Origin of the sequence: Pseudomonas sp. MYb327 (genome assembly GCF_040438925.1) — a bacterium.
Lineage (GTDB): Bacteria > Pseudomonadota > Gammaproteobacteria > Pseudomonadales > Pseudomonadaceae > Aquipseudomonas.
Window position 1 is genome coordinate 458,300 of the sequence record NZ_CP159258.1, and the last position, 20,517, is coordinate 478,816.

General features: G+C 55.1%; 18 protein-coding genes and 1 pseudogene. 5 read left to right on the forward strand and 14 right to left on the reverse strand.

Annotation, left to right across the window (positions count from 1 at the left end; all coding sequences use genetic code 11):
- Positions 1–60: 60 nt before the first annotated feature.
- From ABVN21_RS02030 to ABVN21_RS02065, 8 genes are all read right to left on the reverse strand, one after another.
- Positions 61–1,089 (reverse strand): HAD family hydrolase, encoded by a 1,029-nt coding sequence (locus ABVN21_RS02030; protein ID WP_339555553.1) that lies wholly within the window; start codon positions 1,087–1,089, stop codon positions 61–63.
- Positions 1,086–2,432 carry a hypothetical protein gene (locus ABVN21_RS02035; RefSeq protein ID WP_339555554.1) on the reverse strand — a complete coding sequence of 449 codons (1,347 nt, stop codon included), beginning with the start codon at positions 2,430–2,432 and terminating at the stop codon, positions 1,086–1,088. The genes ABVN21_RS02030 and ABVN21_RS02035 overlap by 4 nt, the downstream gene beginning before the upstream one ends.
- Positions 2,429–4,009, reverse strand: coding sequence for a VWA domain-containing protein (locus tag ABVN21_RS02040; protein WP_339555555.1), 1,581 nt, complete (start codon positions 4,007–4,009; stop codon positions 2,429–2,431). The genes ABVN21_RS02035 and ABVN21_RS02040 overlap by 4 nt, the downstream gene beginning before the upstream one ends.
- Before the next feature lies 1 nt (position 4,010).
- Positions 4,011–5,003, reverse strand: coding sequence for a VWA domain-containing protein (locus ABVN21_RS02045; protein WP_339555556.1), 993 nt, complete (start codon positions 5,001–5,003; stop codon positions 4,011–4,013).
- On the reverse strand, positions 4,990–5,574 hold the full coding sequence (locus ABVN21_RS02050; RefSeq protein ID WP_339555557.1) for a DUF4381 domain-containing protein: 585 nt from the start codon (positions 5,572–5,574) through the stop codon (positions 4,990–4,992). Before ABVN21_RS02050 ends, ABVN21_RS02045 begins: the two co-directional genes overlap by 14 nt.
- Positions 5,571–6,506 (reverse strand): DUF58 domain-containing protein, encoded by a 936-nt coding sequence (locus tag ABVN21_RS02055; RefSeq protein WP_339555558.1) that lies wholly within the window; start codon positions 6,504–6,506, stop codon positions 5,571–5,573. Before ABVN21_RS02055 ends, ABVN21_RS02050 begins: the two co-directional genes overlap by 4 nt.
- An 8-nt stretch (positions 6,507–6,514) precedes the next feature.
- A complete protein-coding gene (locus ABVN21_RS02060; protein WP_339555559.1) occupies positions 6,515–7,495 on the reverse strand; it encodes a MoxR family ATPase in 981 nt (326 codons plus the stop codon).
- Between the two features lie 70 nt (positions 7,496–7,565).
- Positions 7,566–8,399 carry a hypothetical protein gene (locus tag ABVN21_RS02065; RefSeq protein WP_339555560.1) on the reverse strand — a complete coding sequence of 278 codons (834 nt, stop codon included), beginning with the start codon at positions 8,397–8,399 and terminating at the stop codon, positions 7,566–7,568.
- 85 nt (positions 8,400–8,484) lie between these two features.
- On the opposite strand from ABVN21_RS02065, the gene ABVN21_RS02070 reads away from it, so the two are divergent.
- Both ABVN21_RS02070 and ABVN21_RS02075 read left to right on the forward strand, forming a co-directional pair.
- Positions 8,485–8,700, forward strand: a complete 216-nt coding sequence (locus ABVN21_RS02070) for a hypothetical protein (protein ID WP_339555561.1) — start codon at positions 8,485–8,487, stop codon at positions 8,698–8,700.
- Positions 8,701–8,835: 135 nt separating this feature from the next.
- Entirely contained in the window at positions 8,836–9,186 is a 351-nt protein-coding gene (locus ABVN21_RS02075) for a hypothetical protein (protein ID WP_339555562.1), read from the forward strand.
- 167 nt (positions 9,187–9,353) lie between these two features.
- Here ABVN21_RS02075 and ABVN21_RS02080 read toward each other — a convergent pair.
- The 5 genes and pseudogenes from ABVN21_RS02080 to ABVN21_RS02100 all read right to left on the reverse strand — a co-directional run.
- Positions 9,354–10,643: pseudogene (locus ABVN21_RS02080) on the reverse strand (outer membrane protein transport protein); the annotation flags it as partial.
- A 157-nt stretch (positions 10,644–10,800) separates the two neighbouring features.
- Positions 10,801–11,466 (reverse strand): DUF3313 family protein, encoded by a 666-nt coding sequence (locus ABVN21_RS02085; protein ID WP_339555563.1) that lies wholly within the window; start codon positions 11,464–11,466, stop codon positions 10,801–10,803.
- A gap of 436 nt (positions 11,467–11,902) precedes the next feature.
- A complete protein-coding gene (locus ABVN21_RS02090; protein ID WP_339555564.1) occupies positions 11,903–12,766 on the reverse strand; it encodes a hypothetical protein in 864 nt (287 codons plus the stop codon).
- Positions 12,767–12,835: 69 nt separating this feature from the next.
- Complete coding sequence (locus ABVN21_RS02095) at positions 12,836–13,381, reverse strand: hypothetical protein (RefSeq protein ID WP_339555565.1); 546 nt, start codon at positions 13,379–13,381, stop codon at positions 12,836–12,838.
- A gap of 630 nt (positions 13,382–14,011) precedes the next feature.
- Positions 14,012–14,230 carry a hypothetical protein gene (locus ABVN21_RS02100; protein ID WP_339555566.1) on the reverse strand — a complete coding sequence of 73 codons (219 nt, stop codon included), beginning with the start codon at positions 14,228–14,230 and terminating at the stop codon, positions 14,012–14,014.
- Positions 14,231–14,590: 360 nt separating this feature from the next.
- Here ABVN21_RS02100 and ABVN21_RS02105 point away from each other — a divergent pair, with 360 nt between their 5' ends.
- Positions 14,591–15,070, forward strand: a complete 480-nt coding sequence (locus tag ABVN21_RS02105) for a c-type cytochrome (protein ID WP_353637221.1) — start codon at positions 14,591–14,593, stop codon at positions 15,068–15,070.
- A 10-nt stretch (positions 15,071–15,080) separates the two neighbouring features.
- Positions 15,081–16,136 carry a c-type cytochrome gene (locus tag ABVN21_RS02110; protein WP_105754993.1) on the forward strand — a complete coding sequence of 352 codons (1,056 nt, stop codon included), beginning with the start codon at positions 15,081–15,083 and terminating at the stop codon, positions 16,134–16,136.
- 113 nt (positions 16,137–16,249) lie between these two features.
- Here ABVN21_RS02110 and ABVN21_RS02115 read toward each other — a convergent pair whose 3' ends face one another.
- Positions 16,250–17,851, reverse strand: coding sequence for an ABC transporter substrate-binding protein (locus ABVN21_RS02115; protein WP_339555568.1), 1,602 nt, complete (start codon positions 17,849–17,851; stop codon positions 16,250–16,252).
- A gap of 531 nt (positions 17,852–18,382) precedes the next feature.
- Here ABVN21_RS02115 and betT point away from each other — a divergent pair.
- Positions 18,383–20,356 (forward strand): choline BCCT transporter BetT, encoded by a 1,974-nt coding sequence (gene betT / locus ABVN21_RS02120; protein ID WP_339555569.1) that lies wholly within the window; start codon positions 18,383–18,385, stop codon positions 20,354–20,356.
- The last annotated feature ends 161 nt before the right edge of the window (positions 20,357–20,517 follow it).

Consider the following 20,517-nt stretch of genomic DNA (forward strand, 5'->3'; position numbering starts at 1 on the left):
TCGCTAGCTTCAGTCACTTATCCGCGACCAACTTGTCTTACGATCCTGCGTAAACCACTCTTATTGCGCTTGCTCGGGGGGCGGGAGGTCAAAGGGATAGACCCGACTCCAGTCGAACGCCATGTCTACGATAGTCCAGTCATGATTTTTTGCCTCATCTAGAGCCTTATCCAATCGACCGATATCGGATTTTCGGTCATAAGCCCATTCACGCTTGGCGTCGGTGTGATGCACCAATCCCATGAGGCTTTTGCCCGGGCCTTGCGCAGTCCACTGCAGCATTTGCAGGTCACCGTCGGAATTGCCGAACGCCAGGATTGGTCGTTTGCCGATCACCGCGTCGATGCTTTCCGGTTTGCCCGGGCCGTCATCGTTGTGAGCCAGTTTTGGCGTGCGCAGGATCGACGCCTTACCGTTCTTGAACTGAAATGCGGTGACGAACGTCGTACCGATCACCTGCTCCGGTGGAATGCCATAGACTTTTTGTGCAAAGGCGCGCATGAACGCGGTATCGCCACCGGACACGATATAGGTCTTGAAGTCCTGGCTGCGCAGGTAATCGAGCATTTCCAGCATCGGCTGGAATATCATTTCGGTGTAGGGCTTGCCGGTTTTCGGGTGCCGGGATTGGCTGAGCCAGGTTTTGGCATAATCATCAAAGGTTTCGGTGGTCATGCCGGTGTGGGTGGCGCCGACAATCTTCAGCAAACCGTCCATGCCGGCAGAGGCCAGTGCCTTGTGATCGTTTTCCAGCACCGCCTTGAACGGCTGGGTGGTTTTCCATTCCGGGTGCTGTGCCGCGTTGCGTTTGACCTCATCGAGGGCGAACAGCAACTCGAAGTACATCGGCTGCTCGCTCCACAGGGTACCGTCATTGTCGAACACAGCGATGCGGTCTTCGGGTTTGACGAAGTCCTTGCTGCCTTGGTCGGTCACGGCCTGGACGAACTCGATGATCTGTTTCTTCGAAGGGCCGTCGTTCCAGGAGGGCAACGGTTCGGCCGCCTGTACTAGAAAGGGCAGGCTCAAGGCCAAGGTCAACAGGAAAACCATCCTGTGATAATGGCGTTGTAATGTCGAGTTGGTCATGGGAAATCCTTCTCCTGAACCGGGTTGAGTGGGCGTAACGCCGGGGTGACGGGTGCCTTGTCACGTTCGGCCTGACTATGCAGCGTAGACAAGGATTCTCCCAGTTGACGCAATGCCTGTTCTTTGACCGATTCCCGGCCATAGCAGGCACGCAGGAAGGTTTGCAGGCGCGGGCCGAGGTGAGTCAACTTCAGGCCGTGACGGGTGCGGCGTGTCCAGAGATACAGGGCACTCAGCTGTGCCGGTCTGCTGTCGATTTGTGCCGGGATTTGCTGCCACGCGTAGTCGGCCGACGCTTGCCACGCGGTGTGCCTCGCCTGGCGTCGGGCCCGCCAGCCAATGTATAGACGGTGGGCGAGGGGGCGGGTGAACCAGCCGAGGGCCACTATTGCTGCCAGCAGCGCAAGCCAGCCGACCCAGTGTCCGGACAGGTGCAGGCGGTTTTGCTGGCCGAGTTTTTTCAGGTCTTCGGTGATCGAGAACACCGGCTGGTAAGCGGTATTGATCGCCGCGTCGAAAGTCAGCGCAGGCACGGTCGCCGTGCGCGTCTGGCGACTGCCGGCGTCCCACCATTTCAGCTCGATGGCGGGCAAGGTGTAGTGGCCTTCTGTGTCGATCCGGTAAGTCACGGTGTCGATCCGCTGGCCGCCAGTGAAGTTGCCTCGGCCGTCGTTGAGGTTGTTGATCTGCGGCGCTTTCGGATAGCGGCTCAGGCCCTTGATGTCGCCCAGTGACGGGGTGGGCAAGGCCATGGCCAAGGCGCCATCGGCCTGCAGCGTCAGTTCCCGGGTGATGCTGTCGCCTGCCTTCAGCGGTGAGGCGGAAGGCGTCATTTTTTGCGTGAAGCGCAACGCCTGAGCGACCAGCACCGGCTCATCGGGTTGGAACCCCGGGGGCTGGGCAGCGGTGAAGTGTAATGGCTGACTGTTCGCACTCAGCTCATTGGTGGCTTGTCCGGGCGTGACGTGTACGGTCAGTGCCGGAATGTCGAACTCCTGAGCCAGGTTCGGCGTGATGAAGTAGCTGTAGCGCATGCCCGCGTAGGTTTTGCCGTCGAGAGTCTGGTTCAGGTGCTCGGCATGGCCGTCGGGTGGGCGCACCAGTGCGCCGGATATTTTTAGGTCAGGCAGGGTTGGTGCATCGGTGAACCAGGTGTCGGTGAGAATCACCAATTGCAACTCGACCAGGCTGCCAACCATGACCGAGTCGGCAGGTTGCAGGGTGGCCTGGACTTTCAGCTCGACAGCGAAGGAGTTAGTCGCGAACAGACAAAGGAGTATCAGCGGAAGTTTTGTAGTAAATGGGCTTACGATAGACTCAATGTGATTTTTCAGGCTGATCATGGTTTACCCCCCACCTGATCCTGCAAGCTGAATTTTTGTTTGAGGAATTTGGCCGGCGAGGTGGTCAGGTTCTGCAGCCACTGTTCATCGGACGCGGCCTGCGCGGTCTGCACCTTTTTGCTTTGTCCCTTGCCCGGCGCCTTGTCCATCTTGATTTCATCAGGCTTAACCTCGGGGGTGTTCTTTTCGGCGTCTTCGGTGTCTTTCTCCAGGGCAATGGCCAGCGCCAGGTTGGCCGTGGCTTCCGGAAACTGCGGCTGTAATTTAAGCGCCTGGGTATAGGCGGCGATGGCCTGATCGAACTTGAAGCGGCGCACGTAGATATTGCCCAGATAAAAGTAGGCTTGCGGCGTGTCCAGCCGCGCGAAGCTGGCAAGCGCCAGGTCGAAGTCCGCAGCGTTGTACGCGGCCACGCCTTTCCAGTACGGATCGACGAACAGCGCGGCGGCCTGCGGATAGTGTTCATGTTCGAAAGCCCAGCGGCCCTGCTGGTCGCGGGTGAAGAAGGCGTCCGTCAAGGCATTGGCCTGAGCCGGCGTCGGTTGCAATCCCAAGCCCACGGCTAGCAATAAACCGGCCATCCAGTTCAGGCTCCAGCCCTTGCGCACGCTGAAGAACGCAATCAACAGCAGCGGCCAGCACAACCAGTAACCGGCGTCTTTCCAGTGCAGTTCACGCTGCTCGTCACTGGCGGCCTGGAAGTGTTGTTCGGCGTGCAGTTCGATCCAGTCCAGATCGTCGTTGTCGAGGGTCAGGCTGCCCAACGGGGCGTCCAGCGCGGATGCAAGTTGCTTGAGCGCGTCCTGGTCGAAACTGCCGATCTGCGGGCGCCCGTTGCTGTCGGTGCGAGGGCCGCCACCCGCGTCATGGATGATGCCACCATCCGTGTTGCCGACGGCCAGGATCATCACTTGAAGGTCACTGCCATCGAGTTGCTTGTCGAGCCCGTCAAGCGCCGAGGTGTCCGCGCCGTCGGTGATCAGCAGCAGGGTACCGGGAGTTTTTTCGGCGGCGAGCAGGCGATTGGCCTGATCGATCACGGCGCTGACGCTTTTCCCTGGTGTGCTGATGAGGTCGGTGCTCAAGGCTTGGATAAAGGTGTCGAGCAACGCTGGATCGTCGGTGGCCGGCAGCACCAGATGGGCGCTGCCGGCATAGGCGATCAGGGCGTTGCGTGCGCCGGAGCGGCGTTGGATCAGGTCGTGGAGCTTGTGTTTGGTCGCTTCCAGGCGTGTGGGCGAGACATCGCTGGCGTCCATGGAGGGTGACAGGTCGACGGCGATGATCAGCGGCGCCCGGTTTTCCAGAAAGTCTGGTCGATCCTGTTCCCAGGTTGGCCCAGCCGCCGCAATGGCACCTAATACCAATAACGCGCACACCAGATGTACAGGGCGTAGGCGATGAGGATCTTTTGGGGTTATTAACAAATGCGACAACAGGTGCGGCGCGATTCTGTTGCGCAGACGCTTTTGCAAATCACGACTGTGCCGCCAAAAAAAGGGCAGCGATGCGCCGAACAAACCGAGCAGCAACCAGTAGGGGCGCAGGAAGTGGAAGTCGCTTAGATTGATGTCCATCTCAGGCCTCCTGCTTTTGACGCGCGAGCATCAGCCGTGGAAGGAGCAGGGCGCCCAGGTGATACAGCGCCAACAAGCCGATCGCCGCGCCCAATGGCCACCAGAACAGGTCGCGCTTGGGCTGATGGCTTAGGGTTTTCACCTGATGCGGAGTGAGTTTGTCGAGTGTGCTATAGACCTGATCCAACGCATTGCGGTCTTCGGCGCGGAAGAACTGCCCGCCGGTGGCTTTAGCGATGTCGCGCAGGCCTTGCAGGTTGACCTTGGCTTCACCCTCGGCATTCGGGTCGCCGATGCCGATGGTGTGGATCACCACGCCTTTCGCAGCGGCCATAGCGGCCGCGTGATCCGGGGTGATGGCACTACTGGTGTCGTTGCCGTCGGTGAGCAGGATCAGCACCTTTTCCTGCTCGTGAGCTTTATCCAGCATTTTCAGGCTTAAGCCAATGGCGTCGCCGATGGCAGTGTTCGGCCCGGCCATGCCGATCCCGGTGTCGTCCAGCAACAGCGACAAGCTGGCATGATCGAGGGTCAAGGGTGCCTGCGGATAAGCACCGGTGCCGAACACGATCAGGCCGAGGCGATCCTCTTTGCGCTTGTCGATAAAACCATGCACCACTTCCTTGACCGCTGCCAGACGATTGATTTTCTGGCCATTGACGTCGGTGAAGTCGGTGGTTTCCATGGATTGGGACAAGTCGATGGCCAACATCAGATCACGCACCGGTTGTTGACGCTCGATGGGTTTCTCCACCAGCACGGGGCGACTGGCAGCGACCAGCAACAACGCCCAAACCAACAGGTTGAGTAGCAGTTGCCAGCGATTGCTGCGGGTGCCAGCTTGTCTCGGGGGCTGGCCGACTGCACGGCTCATCGCCCTGAAGAACGGCACGCGCACGGCGCTGCGGGCTTCACGGTAGTCCGGCAGGTAGCGATAGCCGAGCCACGGCAACGGCAGCAGGATCAACAACCAGGGGTAATCAAGCTGCCACATGGTGATGCTCCACCCAGTTCTTACAGGTACTGAACAGCGCCTCACGCTGCTCATTGGATAGGGCAAGCAACGTGGCGTCCGGTGCGTAGGCCAGCAGCGACAATTGCTGGCTGAAGTCGGCAGGCAACGGCTGTTTGCTGTGCTGCTGTAAAAAGGCCTGCCAGTCCTCCTTCCCCAAGGCCGCCGGCGACCCTGGTAGAAGCGAGCCTGCTCGCGATGAGGCTCTGACATTCGACATCGATGTTGGCTGACGAGACGCCTTCGCGAGCAGGCTCGCTCCAACAGAGGCCGTGGCTGGCATGGAGAGGGCCACGCGTTTCAGTAACTCCGGCAACTCGCGCAGCGCATTGAGGTCATTGCCGCGCTGCTGCAACTCCGCAAACCGCAGCAGCGCTTCACGCCGATACCGATCCCGGCGCCATTGCCAATAACGCCGTACGCTCACCAACACCACAGCAAGCAACAATAAACCTAGAAGCGCCCACCAGCCCCAGGTCTGCGGCGCGTAACTGATCGGAGTCGGCAGTGCCATTTCCTTGAGTTGGTCGATGCTCGGAATGTTCGGATTCATCGGCGTCCCCCGGCCAGCTTGCCCAGTTCGGCGCGCAGTTGTTCCTGGGCGTCGCTGGCAGTGCTGAACATCATCAACGGCACCTGGCTGCGCCGCAGCAACGTGGCAACATCCTTGAGCCGGCCACTGAGAAAATCCCCCAGGGGCTGATGCACCTGACGCTTCTCCACTGCCAGTTCCACCTGCAACTGGCCCTGGGTGATCAACACCCGGCCATTGGTTGGCAGGTTCAACGCCAGCGGGTCGTAGACTTGCATGGCAATCACATCGTTGTGCGCCGACAGTTGCCGCATCAGTTGCAAGGTACGTTCATCGGCCCCGGCAAAGTCGCTGACGATGCAAATCAGGTGGTCGTGGCCGGCGACGGCCAGGCAATGCTGCAGTACCTTGTTGAGCTGGTCTTCGCCTTCGGCGTCCGGATTGGCTGCGTTCAGCGCCTGATTCTGTTCGACAATGCGGCTGCATAGCGCTTCGATGCGTTTGCGACTGCGCAGGGGGGCGATACTGTCGATGCGCTGATCGTTGAACACCAGTCCGCCGACCCGGTCACCGGCGTTGAACACCATCCACGCGGCCAATGCGCCGAGTTCGGCGGTGATCGCGGATTTGAAGCTGCGTTGCGAGCCGAAGAACATCGACATGCGTTGGTCAACAAGGATCAGCGCCGGGCGGTCGCGCTCTTCAGTGAAGGTGCGCACCACCGGTTTGCCGGTGCGCAGCGAGGCACGCCAGTCGAGGTGGCGCAGGTCATCCCCCGGTTGATAGCGGCGCAATTCATCGAAGTTCAAGCCACGGCCACGCAGGCGTGATGCATGGTTGCCGGCCAGGATGCTGCCCTGGGGCTGACGCGCCAGAAAGCTCAGGTCGCGGGCCTCGAACTCCAGGGCCATCAACCGTTGCAGGGAGACATACACCAGGCCGTCGGCAGTCATCTTTCACCTCAGGCCGGAATCGCGACTTTGTCGAGCAGGCGGTTTAGCACCTGGTCGGCCGTGACGCCATCGGCCACCGCGTCGTAGCTCAGTTGCAGGCGATGGCGCAGCACCGGGTGCACCACGGCGCGCACGTTGTCCGGCGAAACGAAGTCCTGGCCCTGCAGCCAGGCGTCGGCCCGGGCGCAACGGTCGAGGCCGATGCCGCCACGGGGGCTGGCGCCGATATTGATCCAACGGCCGAGGTCGGCGTCGTAATCGGCGGGGTGGCGAGTGGCGTTGATCAGGTCGATCAGGTAGCGGTCGATGGTCGGTGAAACGTGCACCGCACTGACCTCCCGGCGCGCAGCAAAAATCACGTCTTGGGAAAGTTCGAAGCCATTGGCGGCGGCAGTTCTTGCGCCGAGGGCCTGTTCTTCTTCACGTAAAAGGCGCAACACCTGGCTTTCGTTATCCGCACTCGGGTAATCCAGCAGCAACTTCATCAAAAAGCGATCCATCTGCGCTTCCGGCAACGGGTAGGTACCTTCCTGTTCGATGGGATTTTGGGTTGCCACTACGATGAACAACTCCGGCAGCGCGTGACTGTTGCCGGCCACAGTGATTTGCCGTTCTTCCATGGCTTCCAGCAATGCCGCCTGCACTTTGGCCGGGGCGCGGTTGATTTCGTCGGCCAGGATCAGGTTTCCGAACAACGGCCCTGGCTGGAAGCGGATCTCGTTTTTACCCTCGACCTGGTGCAGCACTTCGGCGCCGGTGATGTCGGAGGGCAGAAGGTCGGGCGTAAACTGGATGCGGCTCATCTTCGCGTCCAAATGTTTGGCCAATGCCTTGACTGTGCGTGTCTTGGCCAATCCGGGCAAACTTTCCAGCAGCAAATGTCCGTTGGCTAGTAGACCCACGAGGATCTGCCGGATGACCTGATCTTGACCCAGCACCGCTTCGGCGATGCTGGCTTGCAGGGCGTTGATATCGGTGAGCGCTGTCATGCGGTTTTCCTTTCTTAAGCATGAAAGTCTGAGTCAATGAAATTAAACAGTAGACGAGATGCAGGAACACTCAAAAATTTTGCTTGAAATGAACGCTTTCATATGTTTTGCCACCGCACGTGGACGAAGCCCTGAAAACCTCGTTAATAATTGAATGCTCAAATATTTTTACATCTTGAGAGCCTCTTCGAAAAAGTGTCGCTCCTGCCCCGCTAGGCCAATAAACGCCTATCATTCCTCCATAAATATTTCGAGAATCAACCTCGTGTCTTAATCTGCGGGAAAATAACCTGCTTGGCTCGACAACGACATGAGCCGCTCCGCATAAGTTTCTAGCAAGCCTGTCAGGAATTAAGGCGTATTTATCTTTTTCGCTGGCACTAATGTAGATTATTGGTAGTGCACATTTAAGCGTTTGCTCAAAAATAGAGCGTGCAATATTTCTATCGGCCTTGGTTTCTTTTAATTTTATTGACGAAATTCCAATAGGGAGTTCACTGTCCCACCCTCCGCCGAACTTACTGATTAGTCGTATGACTAAACTTGAGATATGGAGCCGGGGGAGCTGATCTGGAAATTCTTTAATGGATTCAATTGAGAAAAATTTTATCCATTGGTGACCCTCGTTCACTGTGGCTTCGATTTTTATGTTCAGATCATGCGCAGACGAGAATTTATGGTAGGTCAGTAATCCTGATGAAAAGGTGGATTGTGTTTCCGATATTGAGAAAGTAATATGTTCTTGGTCGTTCGAGAGAATAAAATCACCCTCCAGGCTTGCTCGATTGAAATCATCAGATTTGAAATAGGTAAAAGGTTGGCACAATATCCAACTCATGCATTCTTGAATGACGCTTTTGATTGGCGGTGTTTTGCTAAGTGGGAATTTATAATTTACGCACACATTTGAATCCTTCAAAGCAAATAGAGTATTTGTTGCTATTGTAGGTTGCGTGAGTGAATCGAAGCTTAACGCGGAAGGTTAAGTCATGTTGTTTGAATGTTCGCAATTACTCCCTTCACTGATCAGGATAGCAGCGAATTTTGATGTTGCAATTGATGCGTTGTCGAATGCGCGCGAGCGCCCACTGGGCGAGCATTCGGAAGCGAATGCCCTCATCGACGAGGTTGAAATTGGAAGTGGGGGGGGGCTTCTTATGCTTTTTGGGTGTCTTTTAATTGTTTTTAGAAGGCACTACGGTTGAAGGAGATAAATATGCAAGCGGGTTGATTAATGTATTCGGTGTTCTTAGACTATGCTTCAAAGCGTCTGCTACGCGAGGAGTTGCTTTTTGTGCTTTCCGTAGTTTTGGTATATACCATTTTTGCGAGAGAATAATATGAAGTATGTCTTAGGATTGTTATCGTTGGCGTTGTTGACAGGTTGCACAACTCCAACCATGGATGAAATGCGCCAGGAAGAACCTCGACAGGTTTTGCATTCAAAAAAAACAGACAAAGTCATCGCTGATTGCGTGCAGCATGCATGGCAGGATATGCCCGTTTTTGAAGGGGAATCCGGGGCCACTCAGGAACCTGGCAGCAACGGAGGCTACACGGTGGCGACCGTCGGCGAGGCATATTTTGTCGATATTCAAGCAGATACGGAAGGCTCGGTAGTTAAGTATTACGCTATGACGTATCGCTGGATATCCAGGAAGCACCTGGCGGCGCTACAAGGTTGTTTGTGATTCCATCTAACATAAAATATCTCTTGGAAGTATTTTCTCCCCTTGCAGACGGGTGGCCCCGACAGTAATGCGTGCGGTGCTGAGACAGTGGGTTTTCGCGCAAAAAAAACCCGCGAGAAACTGCGGGCGGGAAATCCCAAAGGAGCTTGATTCACGGTGTATATATCAAAACGCCAAGTCGCTCCGCCACCAACGATGTGCAGGGCCGAATTACGATAGGTGCCTGAAAGGGTATTACCCGAACGTGACTTGGTTTGTTCGACGTCCATGTCACCCAGCCAGACCAAGGTGTAGGCCGCATGCAGGTCGAGCCCTTCGTCAAGCTTGTAATTGATCCCGGTGGCTAGGCGCCAGGCTTCGCCCATGGGATTATCGACGGTGCGATCCTTATCATCTACCGCCGAGCTGTCGTAGCCAAGTCCCATGCTCCAGCGCACCCTTGAGTTGGCCTGGTACTGAGCTCAGAGAGAGGCATGCCAGGTGTCTTTGTATTGGCGGTCGGCGGTACGGTTGACATCGGTGGCATTGGCGTCGACCTCTACACCAATGTCGCCAAACTCGCTCCAGTCCTGCCAGCCGAGACTGCCCAGCAACTTCCATTGCGGGTCGAGATCGTGCGCGATGCTGAACAGCATAGTCTGAGGCACCGACATATCCAGCTCAATAGAGTCGACATCCAGACGACGCAACGCGGCGTTGATGATTGGATTGTCGACCTTGCGCACGCTCGGGCTGTCCTTGAACTCCAAATCAATCTTGCTGGTATAGGCGAGGCCAATCTGGGTGCGATCATTCATTCGATAGAGCAAACCGATGTTGACCCCAGCGCCGACATCAGTGTCCTTGTATTCAAGCTGGCCGTCGGGGTTGTCCCGTAACCCAAGCAGGTTGTTGTTGATGGCCGTCTCGTTTCGGTAGTAGCCATACATGATGCGTGGGCCAATGCCGATGGAAAGATCGTCTGTGAGTTTGTGCGCCAGCGTGGGCTGGAAAGACACACCGATGATCGCCGCCTCCTGATTGAAGTAGCGTCCGGCCCAGTCATCGTCATAATCCAGGGCCAAGCCAAAATTGCCATACATACCGAACCCGATGGCCGAGCGTTCATCGATCTGGTGGCTGACAAAAAAACTGGCTCCCGGAAGGTATTGCAAGGAGTTGCCGCCTTCGTTGCCGTCGAACTGATTGTGGTTGTCGCGAGAGAAGCTTAGATCACCCAGAATGACTTGAGCATTGGCGCTGATCTGGGTGCCCGCCAATTCGGTAATGCCAGCCGGATTGCTCATCAGTACGCTAGGGTCGGTCGCAAGAGCAGCGGCCCCTGCATTGGCCAAGCCATTACCTTCCTGCCCTGTTTCATAAATCAAGATGCCACCGGCCCAGGCATTGCTGGCGAGTAGGCTCAAACCAAGAGCCAACGATATGGGTAACCGGAGAGATTGGTAACTTCTGTACATCACGCGTCCTCTGCGAGGCCCTCAGGCACGAAGGAAGGTCTGCCAAACTCTTTCGTGCTGATAGGAAAACGACCATCAAGACTGCGCTTACCTCTCAGACTGCATCACGCATTGCAGTGAGTCACGGCAAGGCAATTCTGTTGGCCGTATTTAGGTACTACTTGGTTTTAAGCTGTTTGTAGGATTTGACGATGTCTTGTGCCCAGATATCGAGCACTCCCCTGAAGTCTTTGGCTTGCACGACTTCTGAGGAATTTGCCAATTCAGACCCTGCGCCTTTACGAACCAATTGGGCCACCACCTTATTGTCGCCACCATCGATAAATGCCGCTTCAGTGGCGAGAGTGGTGTCCTGGTCGCGAATGCCGGTCGCCGCACTGACACCGGCGGCGACCAAGGCAATCGGGATTATCTCGTAAGGTTGCAGTCCCTTGGTCTTGGCACTGACGGCCGTAATGGCCGGACGCACAACCAACACGCCTGGGCCAGGGCCAGTAGCCAATGGAAGCTCTCTGGCAAAGGCATTTTTCAACGCTTGGTCATAAAACTGAGTAATACCATTGAGTGCACTTTGCGGAATTTTTTCGGTCGGTTGCGGTGGTGGATACATCTGGCTATGTTCGACGAATACGCTGGTGTAGCTGTTCGCGTCAACGTTCGGGTCGATCCAGCGCATGACGGGTTCACCCGACGGCGATTTTTCCTCTTTTAGCGCGCTGTAATCTTTGAGAAAACCCGAGTATTGCTCAGGATCAACGTAGGGGCTGGCGCATCCGGCAAGCGCCAAGGTCAATACGCATGCGGCGAGCGGTCTGATATGCATAAAAACTCCAGAGTAATCTATTGAAATCGAAAGTAGCGTCCACAGTAGCCACGCTGACGGCAGCGCTTTCAGCACTGCTGTCTGTTGAGGTGATTTTTCAAGGCGCGTATTTCCTTTACTTCCTGGCTATGCGCTTGAACGGGCTAAAAACCGGGGTGAGCTCCTTAGACGGCATCTCGTGTTTCCTCTTCCATTTCCTTGTCGTACCTCTGCGCCATACCAGGGGGAGCGGCGAGCTAATTTAAAAGTAGTAGGAACTGAAAAAATTTCGAGTAAATACAGGCAGTTTTAATGGAATCTGTGAGAAGAGGGTAAGAAAAGGCCCTGGCGGATCTCTGTAAAAATTAGAAAATTTTTTAATGCCTCAGGTTCTGAATTAAACCAGCCGATATCGAACGTACGTTCAGTTAGGCTTCATGGGTAGGACTTGTAAACGTCAAGCGGCTCGCTTACGGAGCCAATCCGCGAAAACGTTTTTAACCACAGGAGTGACATTGAAGCCAAGCATCCATCGAGGGCCGAATGCGTCGGAACGCTCTGTGTAGTAATTGACTTCGACACCAAAACGCCAAGGTGTGTCGCCAATAATTATTGTTTTGGCAGCTGTGAGGTTGATGGGAATCGTCCATTGATCGGTTTCCCAGTCGTAGGTCATGGTCGGATTTGTGCCATAGATCCAAGCATTGCCGGGAAGAACGAGGGCCAAAGGTTCTATGGAGGTTCGATTGACGGGGGTCTCGCCCCAACCAGCAACGTCCCATTGGTGAGAGGGGAATATACCCACGATGTACGTTTGAGTCTTTTTGGCAACAAAGAGCTCTGGGCCGAGGCTAACTTGGCCGTTGCCTAGCTCGCTTTTGGTGGCGGTAGGCAAAGAGCCGGTGATACCGACTGACCAAATATTGCCTGACGCGGAGCCGTGCCCAAAAGAGAGATCGAATCCCATATCCCCCAAGCCCGCTTCGTCTTGAAAGCTTCCTGTTTGACTGTTGTGGACGGGCCCCTCGTAAATAATCGGAATCGCGGGACGAGCGAAAATCATATATCCATCGTCGAGGCTAATCGGAAATGAGGGCTGAAAGAGGGTTCCGAAACCATGTTTATCGGCACCGGGAAGCTTGCCATCAAACCAGTACATTTCATTCTTAAATGTCAGTTTGGCGAGATCGGTGTTCGGGTTCGCGAGTTTTTGCGCCACCGCATTAGCGGAGTCATTTTCTTGCTCCTGCGCAATTGCTCCCTGAGTGTTGACCAAGGAGATTAGGCATAAGAAGGTAGGGATAGGAAAAGGGATGCGCATGGTTAATCTCCATTGTCAACTTGACGTTAGGCGCAGCCGAGCTTGCCAACCCATCTATGACTCAGCGTCTCACTTTGTATGGTTTTCGGATGGCCTTTGATTTTCGGTGCCTACCGATGGGAGCGGCCCTATGAACATTTTTTTCAGACGATCATGTCCGATGGCACGCGCAAGCTCCGAGATAACGCAGTACATGAATATCAACGTAACGAGCAGAAGCTGTACCGCCCAAAATTGGGGCCAATTCATAGAGTTCCAAAGCGTGGAGTTCGCATCCATGATGCTCGGAGCTTCTTTCCAGAACTCATATAGCCGTTCCAAATAATGAACAACAAGCGCGACCAAGGTATACATAAGCGTCTTCCAGGTGACATTCCAAATCAGTGGCTTTTCCGGAAAGCGGTTAATAAAGGGCAACATATCTGCAACTAATACTGACTTGCCGAGTATTAGAGAAGCAATCAGAACCGACGCTGAAACCGGAAGCGAAACGCCCGTTCCTTTAATCATGAGCGAACGGATGGCCGCTACTATGTGCAGAATGACGAAAAAGAATAGCGTAGGTGGAATTGCCTTGATGACTTCATGCTTTATGGTGAGCAGCACTGCTTTCATATTGTTCCCCTGGGAAAAGCTTGTGACCATAGATCGTTCCAGATTAGTACAAAATTTGGATTCCCCATCCGTGTGTCGAGTGAGTACCTCCAGACCAGGAACCGCTTGTCGTTGGAAGCGTGTCGTGATGCATTGGAGGAGGGGCGGGTCGAATCGCTGTAGCCTTCCAGCGGAAAAAACTGTATAGGTGGCAAAAAATAGTGAAGAAAAGAGGCTGCCGATGAACTGTTTGATATGCGCTGGTATAGCAGAGCGTATTAATTGCAAAGGGGCTTGGGAAGAAAGAGATTGCCCGAGTTGCGGACGGTATCGCGTGGCGGATGCGTTGGTTCTAACGCTAATGGAGCAAGGGCAAATTTTCGATGTGGGAAAAACCAGGGAGTGGCTTGCGAATAGGCGCCGAATCGAATGTGTGCCTTGTATTGAGGTCGAGGAAGCGTTATTAATTCTGTGACGGATGATGTAAGGACTTATGGTTTTACCATTAGCCGTCAATGCGAAATGGCGCAGAGGTCTTGTTCAGTTTCGTTTGAGCGCTATGGATTGCGGTTGGGCGGGTAGATGACTATGAACCTTATAGGGTCAATCCACTTGGGGCGATGCCGTCTGTCGCCTTCACTCAGGCATTTGTTACTCTGAGGTATTGTTCAACACCTGTTCATGGGCAACACGCAATACCTGAATGGCATTCGACAAATGGGGAAAGCCAACCCAGCGGTAATGTTCACCCTCAAGTAAACCAACCGTCGCACTTTCAACCAAAGCGGCCGAGTCTATTCCGCTGGCAACCACAGCTCCAATAAACGCAACAAGTGCCTGCTCAAGTGCAATTTCGCGATCAGTCACCATACATCTCTCCTTGAACCATCTCCTTGTCAAGCGGTGAGATTAATAACTCACTTGCAGTCATTTCGCCACTACTTTCTGTCGCATTTGGCGAGGCTAATGAAATTCAAGCTCAGCGGCGACCAGTTAGGGCTGAAGGTCATTGAAAATTAGGCGTACAAGAAAGTGAATGGCTCCAAGTCCTCCAGTTATTTCTCACCTATGCTGTTGGCATTCTTGACCAATTAGATGAATTGGGGGTGCTAGATGCGTCTTGTGAGAAAGGCTGCGGTGCTGCTTATAGTCGGGGTTGTAGGAACAGTTTGTGCACAAGAAATGCCGAGAGAGGCACAACCCTGTGTCGCCTGTCATGGCGAACATGGTTTGGGCACAGCCAAAGGCCCGATGCTCGCAGGACTGTCGAAGGAATACATTTACGCACAGATTGGGCACTTCATTTCTGGGCGGCGCAGCAACATACAGATGAGCCCAATGGCTCAGGGCTATACCGACCCTCAACTGCGTGAACCCGTGGCAGCCTATTTCGCTGCCCAAGGGAAACAACCGCAATTGCAGTTGCGAGGACAGCGTCAGCCTAAGTCGCTCGCGGAGCAGCTCTACTATCAGGGTGACCCCACACGGGATATACCTGCTTGCTTTAGCTGCCATGGGCCGGCCGCAGTGGGAGGAGGCCCCTTCCCGCGTCTCGCTGGGCAGCAGGCGGATTACCTGGGTGCGCAATTAGTAGCTTGGCAGAAGGGCGAGCGAAGTGGTGACCCGGATAACATGATGGGCACCATCGCCAATCGTTTGAGCGGAAAAGATATTCAGGCGCTAGCTAGCTATCTGTCGTCTATTCGGTGAGGAAACAGTCATGAGATTTGCCAAACTCAGGCAGGTGATACTGCTCTGCAGTGTACTTCCGAATCTAGTCCTGGGCGCCTATCCGGACATGCAAGATGAAATTGCAGCCCAGCCCAAAGCGGCTGACCTGCACTATTTCACGCCGCGTGACCTGTCGCGTATTCCCAACGACGCTTTTGGTGACAAGGTGCGCAAGGGATACGAGCTGTTTGTCGATACCCAGCAACTCAAGGGTCGTTATGTTGGCAATACGCTCAATTGCACCAACTGTCATTTGGATGCCGGTACAAAAGCCTATGCCGCGCCAATGTGGGCTGCCTATTTAGCCTACCCAGCGTTTCGCAAAAAGGATAACCGGGTGAGCAATTTTGCAGAGCGCATCCAAGGCTGCTTCAATTATTCGATGAATGGAAAAGCTCCAGCTATTGGTTCCCCCGAGTTGGTGGCTATGTCCGCTTATTCATATTGGTTACTAATGGGTGGGTTGCTCGATATGTACGGCATGCGGGACAAGCCCGTGCCCGAACTCAACGACACGCGACTTCAACTGGGTGGGAGAGACGACTCGTTCGTCCTTCCTGGGCCACTGACAGGTCAAGTCAAGCTGGCCGGGCGCGAGCACATGCCGGGCCGCGCATTTGCTGCTCTGCAGGAACCAACCCAGCCAGCGTCTCCCTTACGTGGAAAACAGGTCTACGCCCAGCACTGCGCGGTGTGTCATGGTGAACAAGGCCAAGGGCGCTTGATGGCCGGCGTCCCCGTCATCCCTGCACTCTGGGGGCCGGAGTCCTACAACTGGGGAGCCGGAATGCATAGGGTCAATACTGCCGCCACTTTCATTTTCGAAAACATGCCGCTGGGCAAGGGGGTGCAACTCGATGTTCAGCAGGCCTGGGATGTGGCGGCGTTCATGAATAGCCGCGAACGACCGCAGGATCCCCGATTTGACGGTGACCTATCAAGAACCACCAAAGCGTTTCATGACTCGGATCAGGGCTATTACGGTAAGACCGTTGACGGTGCGCCGCTGGGAAGTCAGGCATTCCCTGCCGGGATCCAGCCCTAGTAGGCGGGAGTCGTAGAGGAGTCATCGAGATGACGGGGAACTGCTCGATTAATAATCGAGAATCGGAATATCGATAAGGCACATGCCCGATGCACAGCCGCTCGTAAACAGGTTCAGCCCTGCGCAGTGATACTGGCTTTGCTTTGGAACATGGCGGTATCGGCCTTGAACATCAGCTCGTCGAGGTATTCACCATCTTCCGGGTACAGCGCCACGCCAAGGCTGGCACTGACCTTGATCTGGCTGTTTTTCCAAGGAATGGCCAAGGCGATGGCCTTGCAGATTTCCTGGGTGACACGCTGGATATCGCTACTGTGATGCGCGCCGTCGAGCAACACGACGAATTCGTCCCCGCCCATGCGCGCGGCTATTTCGAACTCGCGAATATTGGATTTTATGGCCCAAGCCGCGTGGATCAGGATGGCATCGCCCGCCTGGTGGCCGAAACGGTCATTGACCTGCTTAAAGTTGTTCAGATCGATATAGCACAGCGCCAGGTGCTCCCCACAACGCTCGGCGTTGAGCAGCTTCTGAGTAGCGAAGGGGATAAAACTGTTGCGATTGGGCAAACCAGTCAGGCTGTCATTGAAAGCCAGTTTGCGTACTTCTTCTTCGGCCTGTTTGCGTAACTTGATCTCGTTGTGCAGGCGGCGCTGGGCCCTCAACAGAATCAGGGTGAGCATCAGCGCCAGCGCGCAGCCAATGCTGATCAGGACAATAATTTTGCGCAGTCGCTCAAGCTGTGGCGGATTAGGATCATAGATGAAGTCCTTCAGACCTTCGATATTGCTGACCATGCCCAGTTCGAGGAAGTCTTCAGCCATACGTTGCCAGCGCCCGGGGTTCATGTGGCCGATCTCGATCAGGTCGGGTAGCACCAGCGCCCGCATGGCTTGAGCTTCGAACTGCAGGTGTGCGCGGCTTTTCTTCACCGAATACTGATTGAGCAGCAGGTCTATGATTTGCTCGGGGTTGTCCATCGCATAGCGCCAACCACGCAGACTGGCGCGGCGGAAGGCCTCGGCCCGTTGTGGATGATCGTCAATCTCGCCCTGGCTGGTGAATAAGATGTCGCTGTAGAAGTCGATCCCGTAGGTGATGGGCGCGATAATGTTGTAGTCGATGCCGCGCTGTTGCAGGTAGAAGGGCTCGTTGGTCAGGTAGGAGTTGAAGGCCGTCACTTTGTCGTTGGCCAGATCCTCGACTTTAAAACTGCTGGGTAGCAATTGCAGTTTATCGAGGGCTATACCCTCGTGGCGAAACATGGCCAGAAACTCGGCATCGGTCTGTGCATCCATCAGCATCACCGGCTTGCTGATCAGATCATGCACGGAGTGAACACCTTTGTCGGCGCGAGCCAGGAGCACTGAGGGGGAGTGTTGAAAAATCACCGCCAGCGCCACCAAGGGCTTGCCCTGCAAACGTGCGTAGAGCAATTCGCTGTTGGCTTCGCCGTACTGGGCGCGCCCGGAGAGCACTTCTTCGACCGGTGTGATGCTGGGGCCACCTTCGTGTAGGCGCACCTCCAGACCTTCTTCGCGGTAATAGCCCTGGGCGATGGCGGCGTAGTAGCCAGCGAACTGGAACTGATGTTTCCAACGTAGCTGGACGTCAATCACCTGTACGTCGTCATTCTGTTGGGTGACGGGGTTTGCCCACGCGGCCTGACCTGAGAGCAGCACGAAGAACAGCAGTCGACGCAGACGAGTCGACAAGGCTCTCTCCGGCTGGCGTGGCGTGATAGAGCAGCAACAGAGACTGGGCATGGTGGTCGTCCGTGAGTCGCGGTTATTGCTTAGGGTGCGGGACTTCGTGTGGCATTGTGGCATCACTTATGCGGTACCAGCAATCACGTGTCGGGATAAGAAAAACGGCTTCTACGGTTCCCCGAGTTCTGCACGAAAGCGACCTTCACCTCATCGATTGAAATTTTGAAGCGCTCGAACTCCAGGCTCTAGGTAAAGGAGTAGCGGTTGAGGCGTGCAAGCTGGTGAAACAACTAATATGCGACCTTATGCGTGCGACCGCTGTTGGCCGAGAGTGTGTAAAAACGCCTGCGCGAACCCTTGCTATGATTTCTGAGGATTTCATCGCAGGGAACCGCCCATGAAGCGCTTTATCCAAGGTGAACAGTACGCGGAAATGAAATGAAATTCTTCTGGACTACACTCGATGAGTAGTTGTAGCCCACGCGCATGTTGGACAGGACATGTGAACTCTTTGCTTCAAAAGAGAGCGACTCATTTATGGACAGCCCCTCCAATCCAAAGAGCACCCTAAATCCGCCGGTGTTCTATACCAGCGCGATTCTGATTTTGTTGTTGGTTCTTTACACCGTCGTCTTTCAGGTCGAAGCCCAGACTCAGTTCGATCACATACAGCGCTGGATCAATACTAATGCCAGTTGGTTTTATATCTTGGCTGTCGCCCTGATTCTGATCAGCGTGGTGTTTCTTGCCGTGAGTCGCTATGGGGATATCAAGTTGGGGCCGGATCACAGCGAGCCGGATTATCGCAATAGCAGTTGGTTTGCCATGCTGTTTTCCGCAGGCATGGGCATCGGCTTGATGTTTTTTGGGGTGGCTGAGCCGGTCATGCATTTCACCAGCCCGCCAGTGGGCGAGGGTGGCACAGTCGCCGCAGCGCGCGAAGCGATGAAAATCACTTTCTTTCACTGGGGCCTGCACGCCTGGGCGATCTACGCAATGGTTGCGTTGATCCTGGCCTATTTCAGCTTTCGCAATGGCCTGCCACTGACCTTGCGCTCGGCGTTATATCCGTTGATTGGCGAGCGAATCTACGGCCCGATTGGTCATGCCGTGGATGTATTTGCCATCCTCGGTACCGTGTTTGGTGTGGCGACTTCGTTGGGTTATGGCGTGCTACAGATCAACAGTGGTTTCCATCACTTGTTCGGCCTGCCTGTGAACACCACGGTTCAGGTCATATTGATCACGGCGACTTGCGCGCTCGCAACGCTGTCGGTCGCCAGCGGACTGGACAAGGGGATCCGCATACTGTCCGAGATCAACCTCGGGTTGGCCGTAGTGCTAATGATCTTTGTACTGTTGCTGGGGCCGACGGTTTTTCTGCTTCAGGCTTACGTGCAAAACACTGGCGCGTATTTGTCAGACATCGTGAACAAGACATTCAACTTGTACGCCTACGAACCCACCGACTGGATCGGTGGATGGACGCTGTTGTATTGGGGCTGGTGGCTGTCTTGGTCACCGTTTGTGGGGTTGTTTATTGCTCGCATATCGCGCGGTAGAACCATTCGCGAATTTGTCTGTGGTGTCCTCTTCGTACCGGCCGGCTTTACGTTGTTGTGGATGACAATATTCGGCGATTCGGCAATCCATATGATTCTCAACGAGGGCGTCACAGAGTTGGCGAAGGTGATTGATCAGGACAGTTCGCTGGCGTTATTTGCCTTTCTAGAGCATTTCCCTTTTTCCGGTTTGATCTCGATGCTGGCAGTCCTGATGGTGGTGGTGTTTTTCGTCACCTCCGCCGATTCGGGGGCACTGGTGGTCGACATGCTGGCGTCGTCCGGGCATGACCACTCTCCATTATGGCAGCGCATTTTCTGGTCGGTGACGATCGGAATAGTGGCCATTGCACTGCTGCTGGCCAATGGGTTGAAGGCACTGCAGACCGCAACGATCGCCAGTGCCTTGCCGTTCTCGATCATTCTGCTGGCGTCCATATGGGGTTTGTTCAAGGCGCTCAGTCTGGACGCTACCCGCCGTGGGCTGCGCAACCAGGCGTTGCCTGGGCTGCATAACACCCGCCACCCTCATGGCGGATGGCAGCGGCGATTGCGCGGTATTGCGATGCGTCCCCGACGTGCCCATGTCAATCGCTTCATCACCGAGGTGGTCAAACCCGCTTGTGAAGAGGTGGCTGGCGAATTGCGCAAGCAGGGTTATGAGGTCACGGTGAATGAGTCCGAGGGTGGCAGTGTGGTATTGGAGTTGTTGCAGGCAGGGGAAGGGCGCTTCCTCTATGAAGTACGCCCGCGTGCGTTCACCAGCCCGAGTTTCGTGGTTGGTGATAGCGAGGATGGCTCTGACGCCCGCAAATACTTTCGCGCTGAAGTCCACCTGCGAGAAGGGGGGCAGGACTACGACATCATGGGCTGGAGCCGTGAGGACGTGATCGGCGATATCCTCAATCAGTACGAACGTTATTTGCACTATCTGCATCTGGTGCGCTGAGCTCAGCCGCTATGAACCCCGGCACAATAATGCGACTGCTGAGTAGGTCTTTATCAATGGCAATGAAAGATCAGTACTCTGACGGCCACTTTTTCCGATACCAACGTTCGAACTGGTAAATACCGATGAAACATTCTTCAATGGAGATGTAAATGGCATCA

Bases quoted from the DNA above. Each gene is read 5' to 3' on its own strand.
- ABVN21_RS02100 (WP_339555566.1), bottom strand. From the start codon at position 14,230: ATGGTGACTGATCGCGAAATTGCACTTGAGCAGGCACTTGTTGCGTTT.
- ABVN21_RS02045 (WP_339555556.1), bottom strand. From the start codon at position 5,003: ATGTGGCAGCTTGATTACCCCTGGTTGTTGATCCTGCTGCCGTTGCCG.
- ABVN21_RS02055 (WP_339555558.1), bottom strand. From the start codon at position 6,506: ATGACTGCCGACGGCCTGGTGTATGTCTCCCTGCAACGGTTGATGGCC.
- ABVN21_RS02030 (WP_339555553.1), bottom strand. From the start codon at position 1,089: ATGACCAACTCGACATTACAACGCCATTATCACAGGATGGTTTTCCTG.
- ABVN21_RS02070 (WP_339555561.1), top strand. From the start codon at position 8,485: ATGTTGTTTGAATGTTCGCAATTACTCCCTTCACTGATCAGGATAGCA.
- ABVN21_RS02035 (WP_339555554.1), bottom strand. From the start codon at position 2,432: ATGATCAGCCTGAAAAATCACATTGAGTCTATCGTAAGCCCATTTACT.
- ABVN21_RS02060 (WP_339555559.1), bottom strand. From the start codon at position 7,495: ATGACAGCGCTCACCGATATCAACGCCCTGCAAGCCAGCATCGCCGAA.
- ABVN21_RS02050 (WP_339555557.1), bottom strand. From the start codon at position 5,574: ATGAATCCGAACATTCCGAGCATCGACCAACTCAAGGAAATGGCACTG.
- ABVN21_RS02075 (WP_339555562.1), top strand. From the start codon at position 8,836: ATGAAGTATGTCTTAGGATTGTTATCGTTGGCGTTGTTGACAGGTTGC.
- ABVN21_RS02085 (WP_339555563.1), bottom strand. From the start codon at position 11,466: ATGCATATCAGACCGCTCGCCGCATGCGTATTGACCTTGGCGCTTGCC.
- ABVN21_RS02110 (WP_105754993.1), top strand. From the start codon at position 15,081: ATGAGATTTGCCAAACTCAGGCAGGTGATACTGCTCTGCAGTGTACTT.
- ABVN21_RS02090 (WP_339555564.1), bottom strand. From the start codon at position 12,766: ATGCGCATCCCTTTTCCTATCCCTACCTTCTTATGCCTAATCTCCTTG.
- ABVN21_RS02095 (WP_339555565.1), bottom strand. From the start codon at position 13,381: ATGAAAGCAGTGCTGCTCACCATAAAGCATGAAGTCATCAAGGCAATT.
- betT (WP_339555569.1), top strand. From the start codon at position 18,383: ATGGACAGCCCCTCCAATCCAAAGAGCACCCTAAATCCGCCGGTGTTC.
- ABVN21_RS02040 (WP_339555555.1), bottom strand. From the start codon at position 4,009: ATGGACATCAATCTAAGCGACTTCCACTTCCTGCGCCCCTACTGGTTG.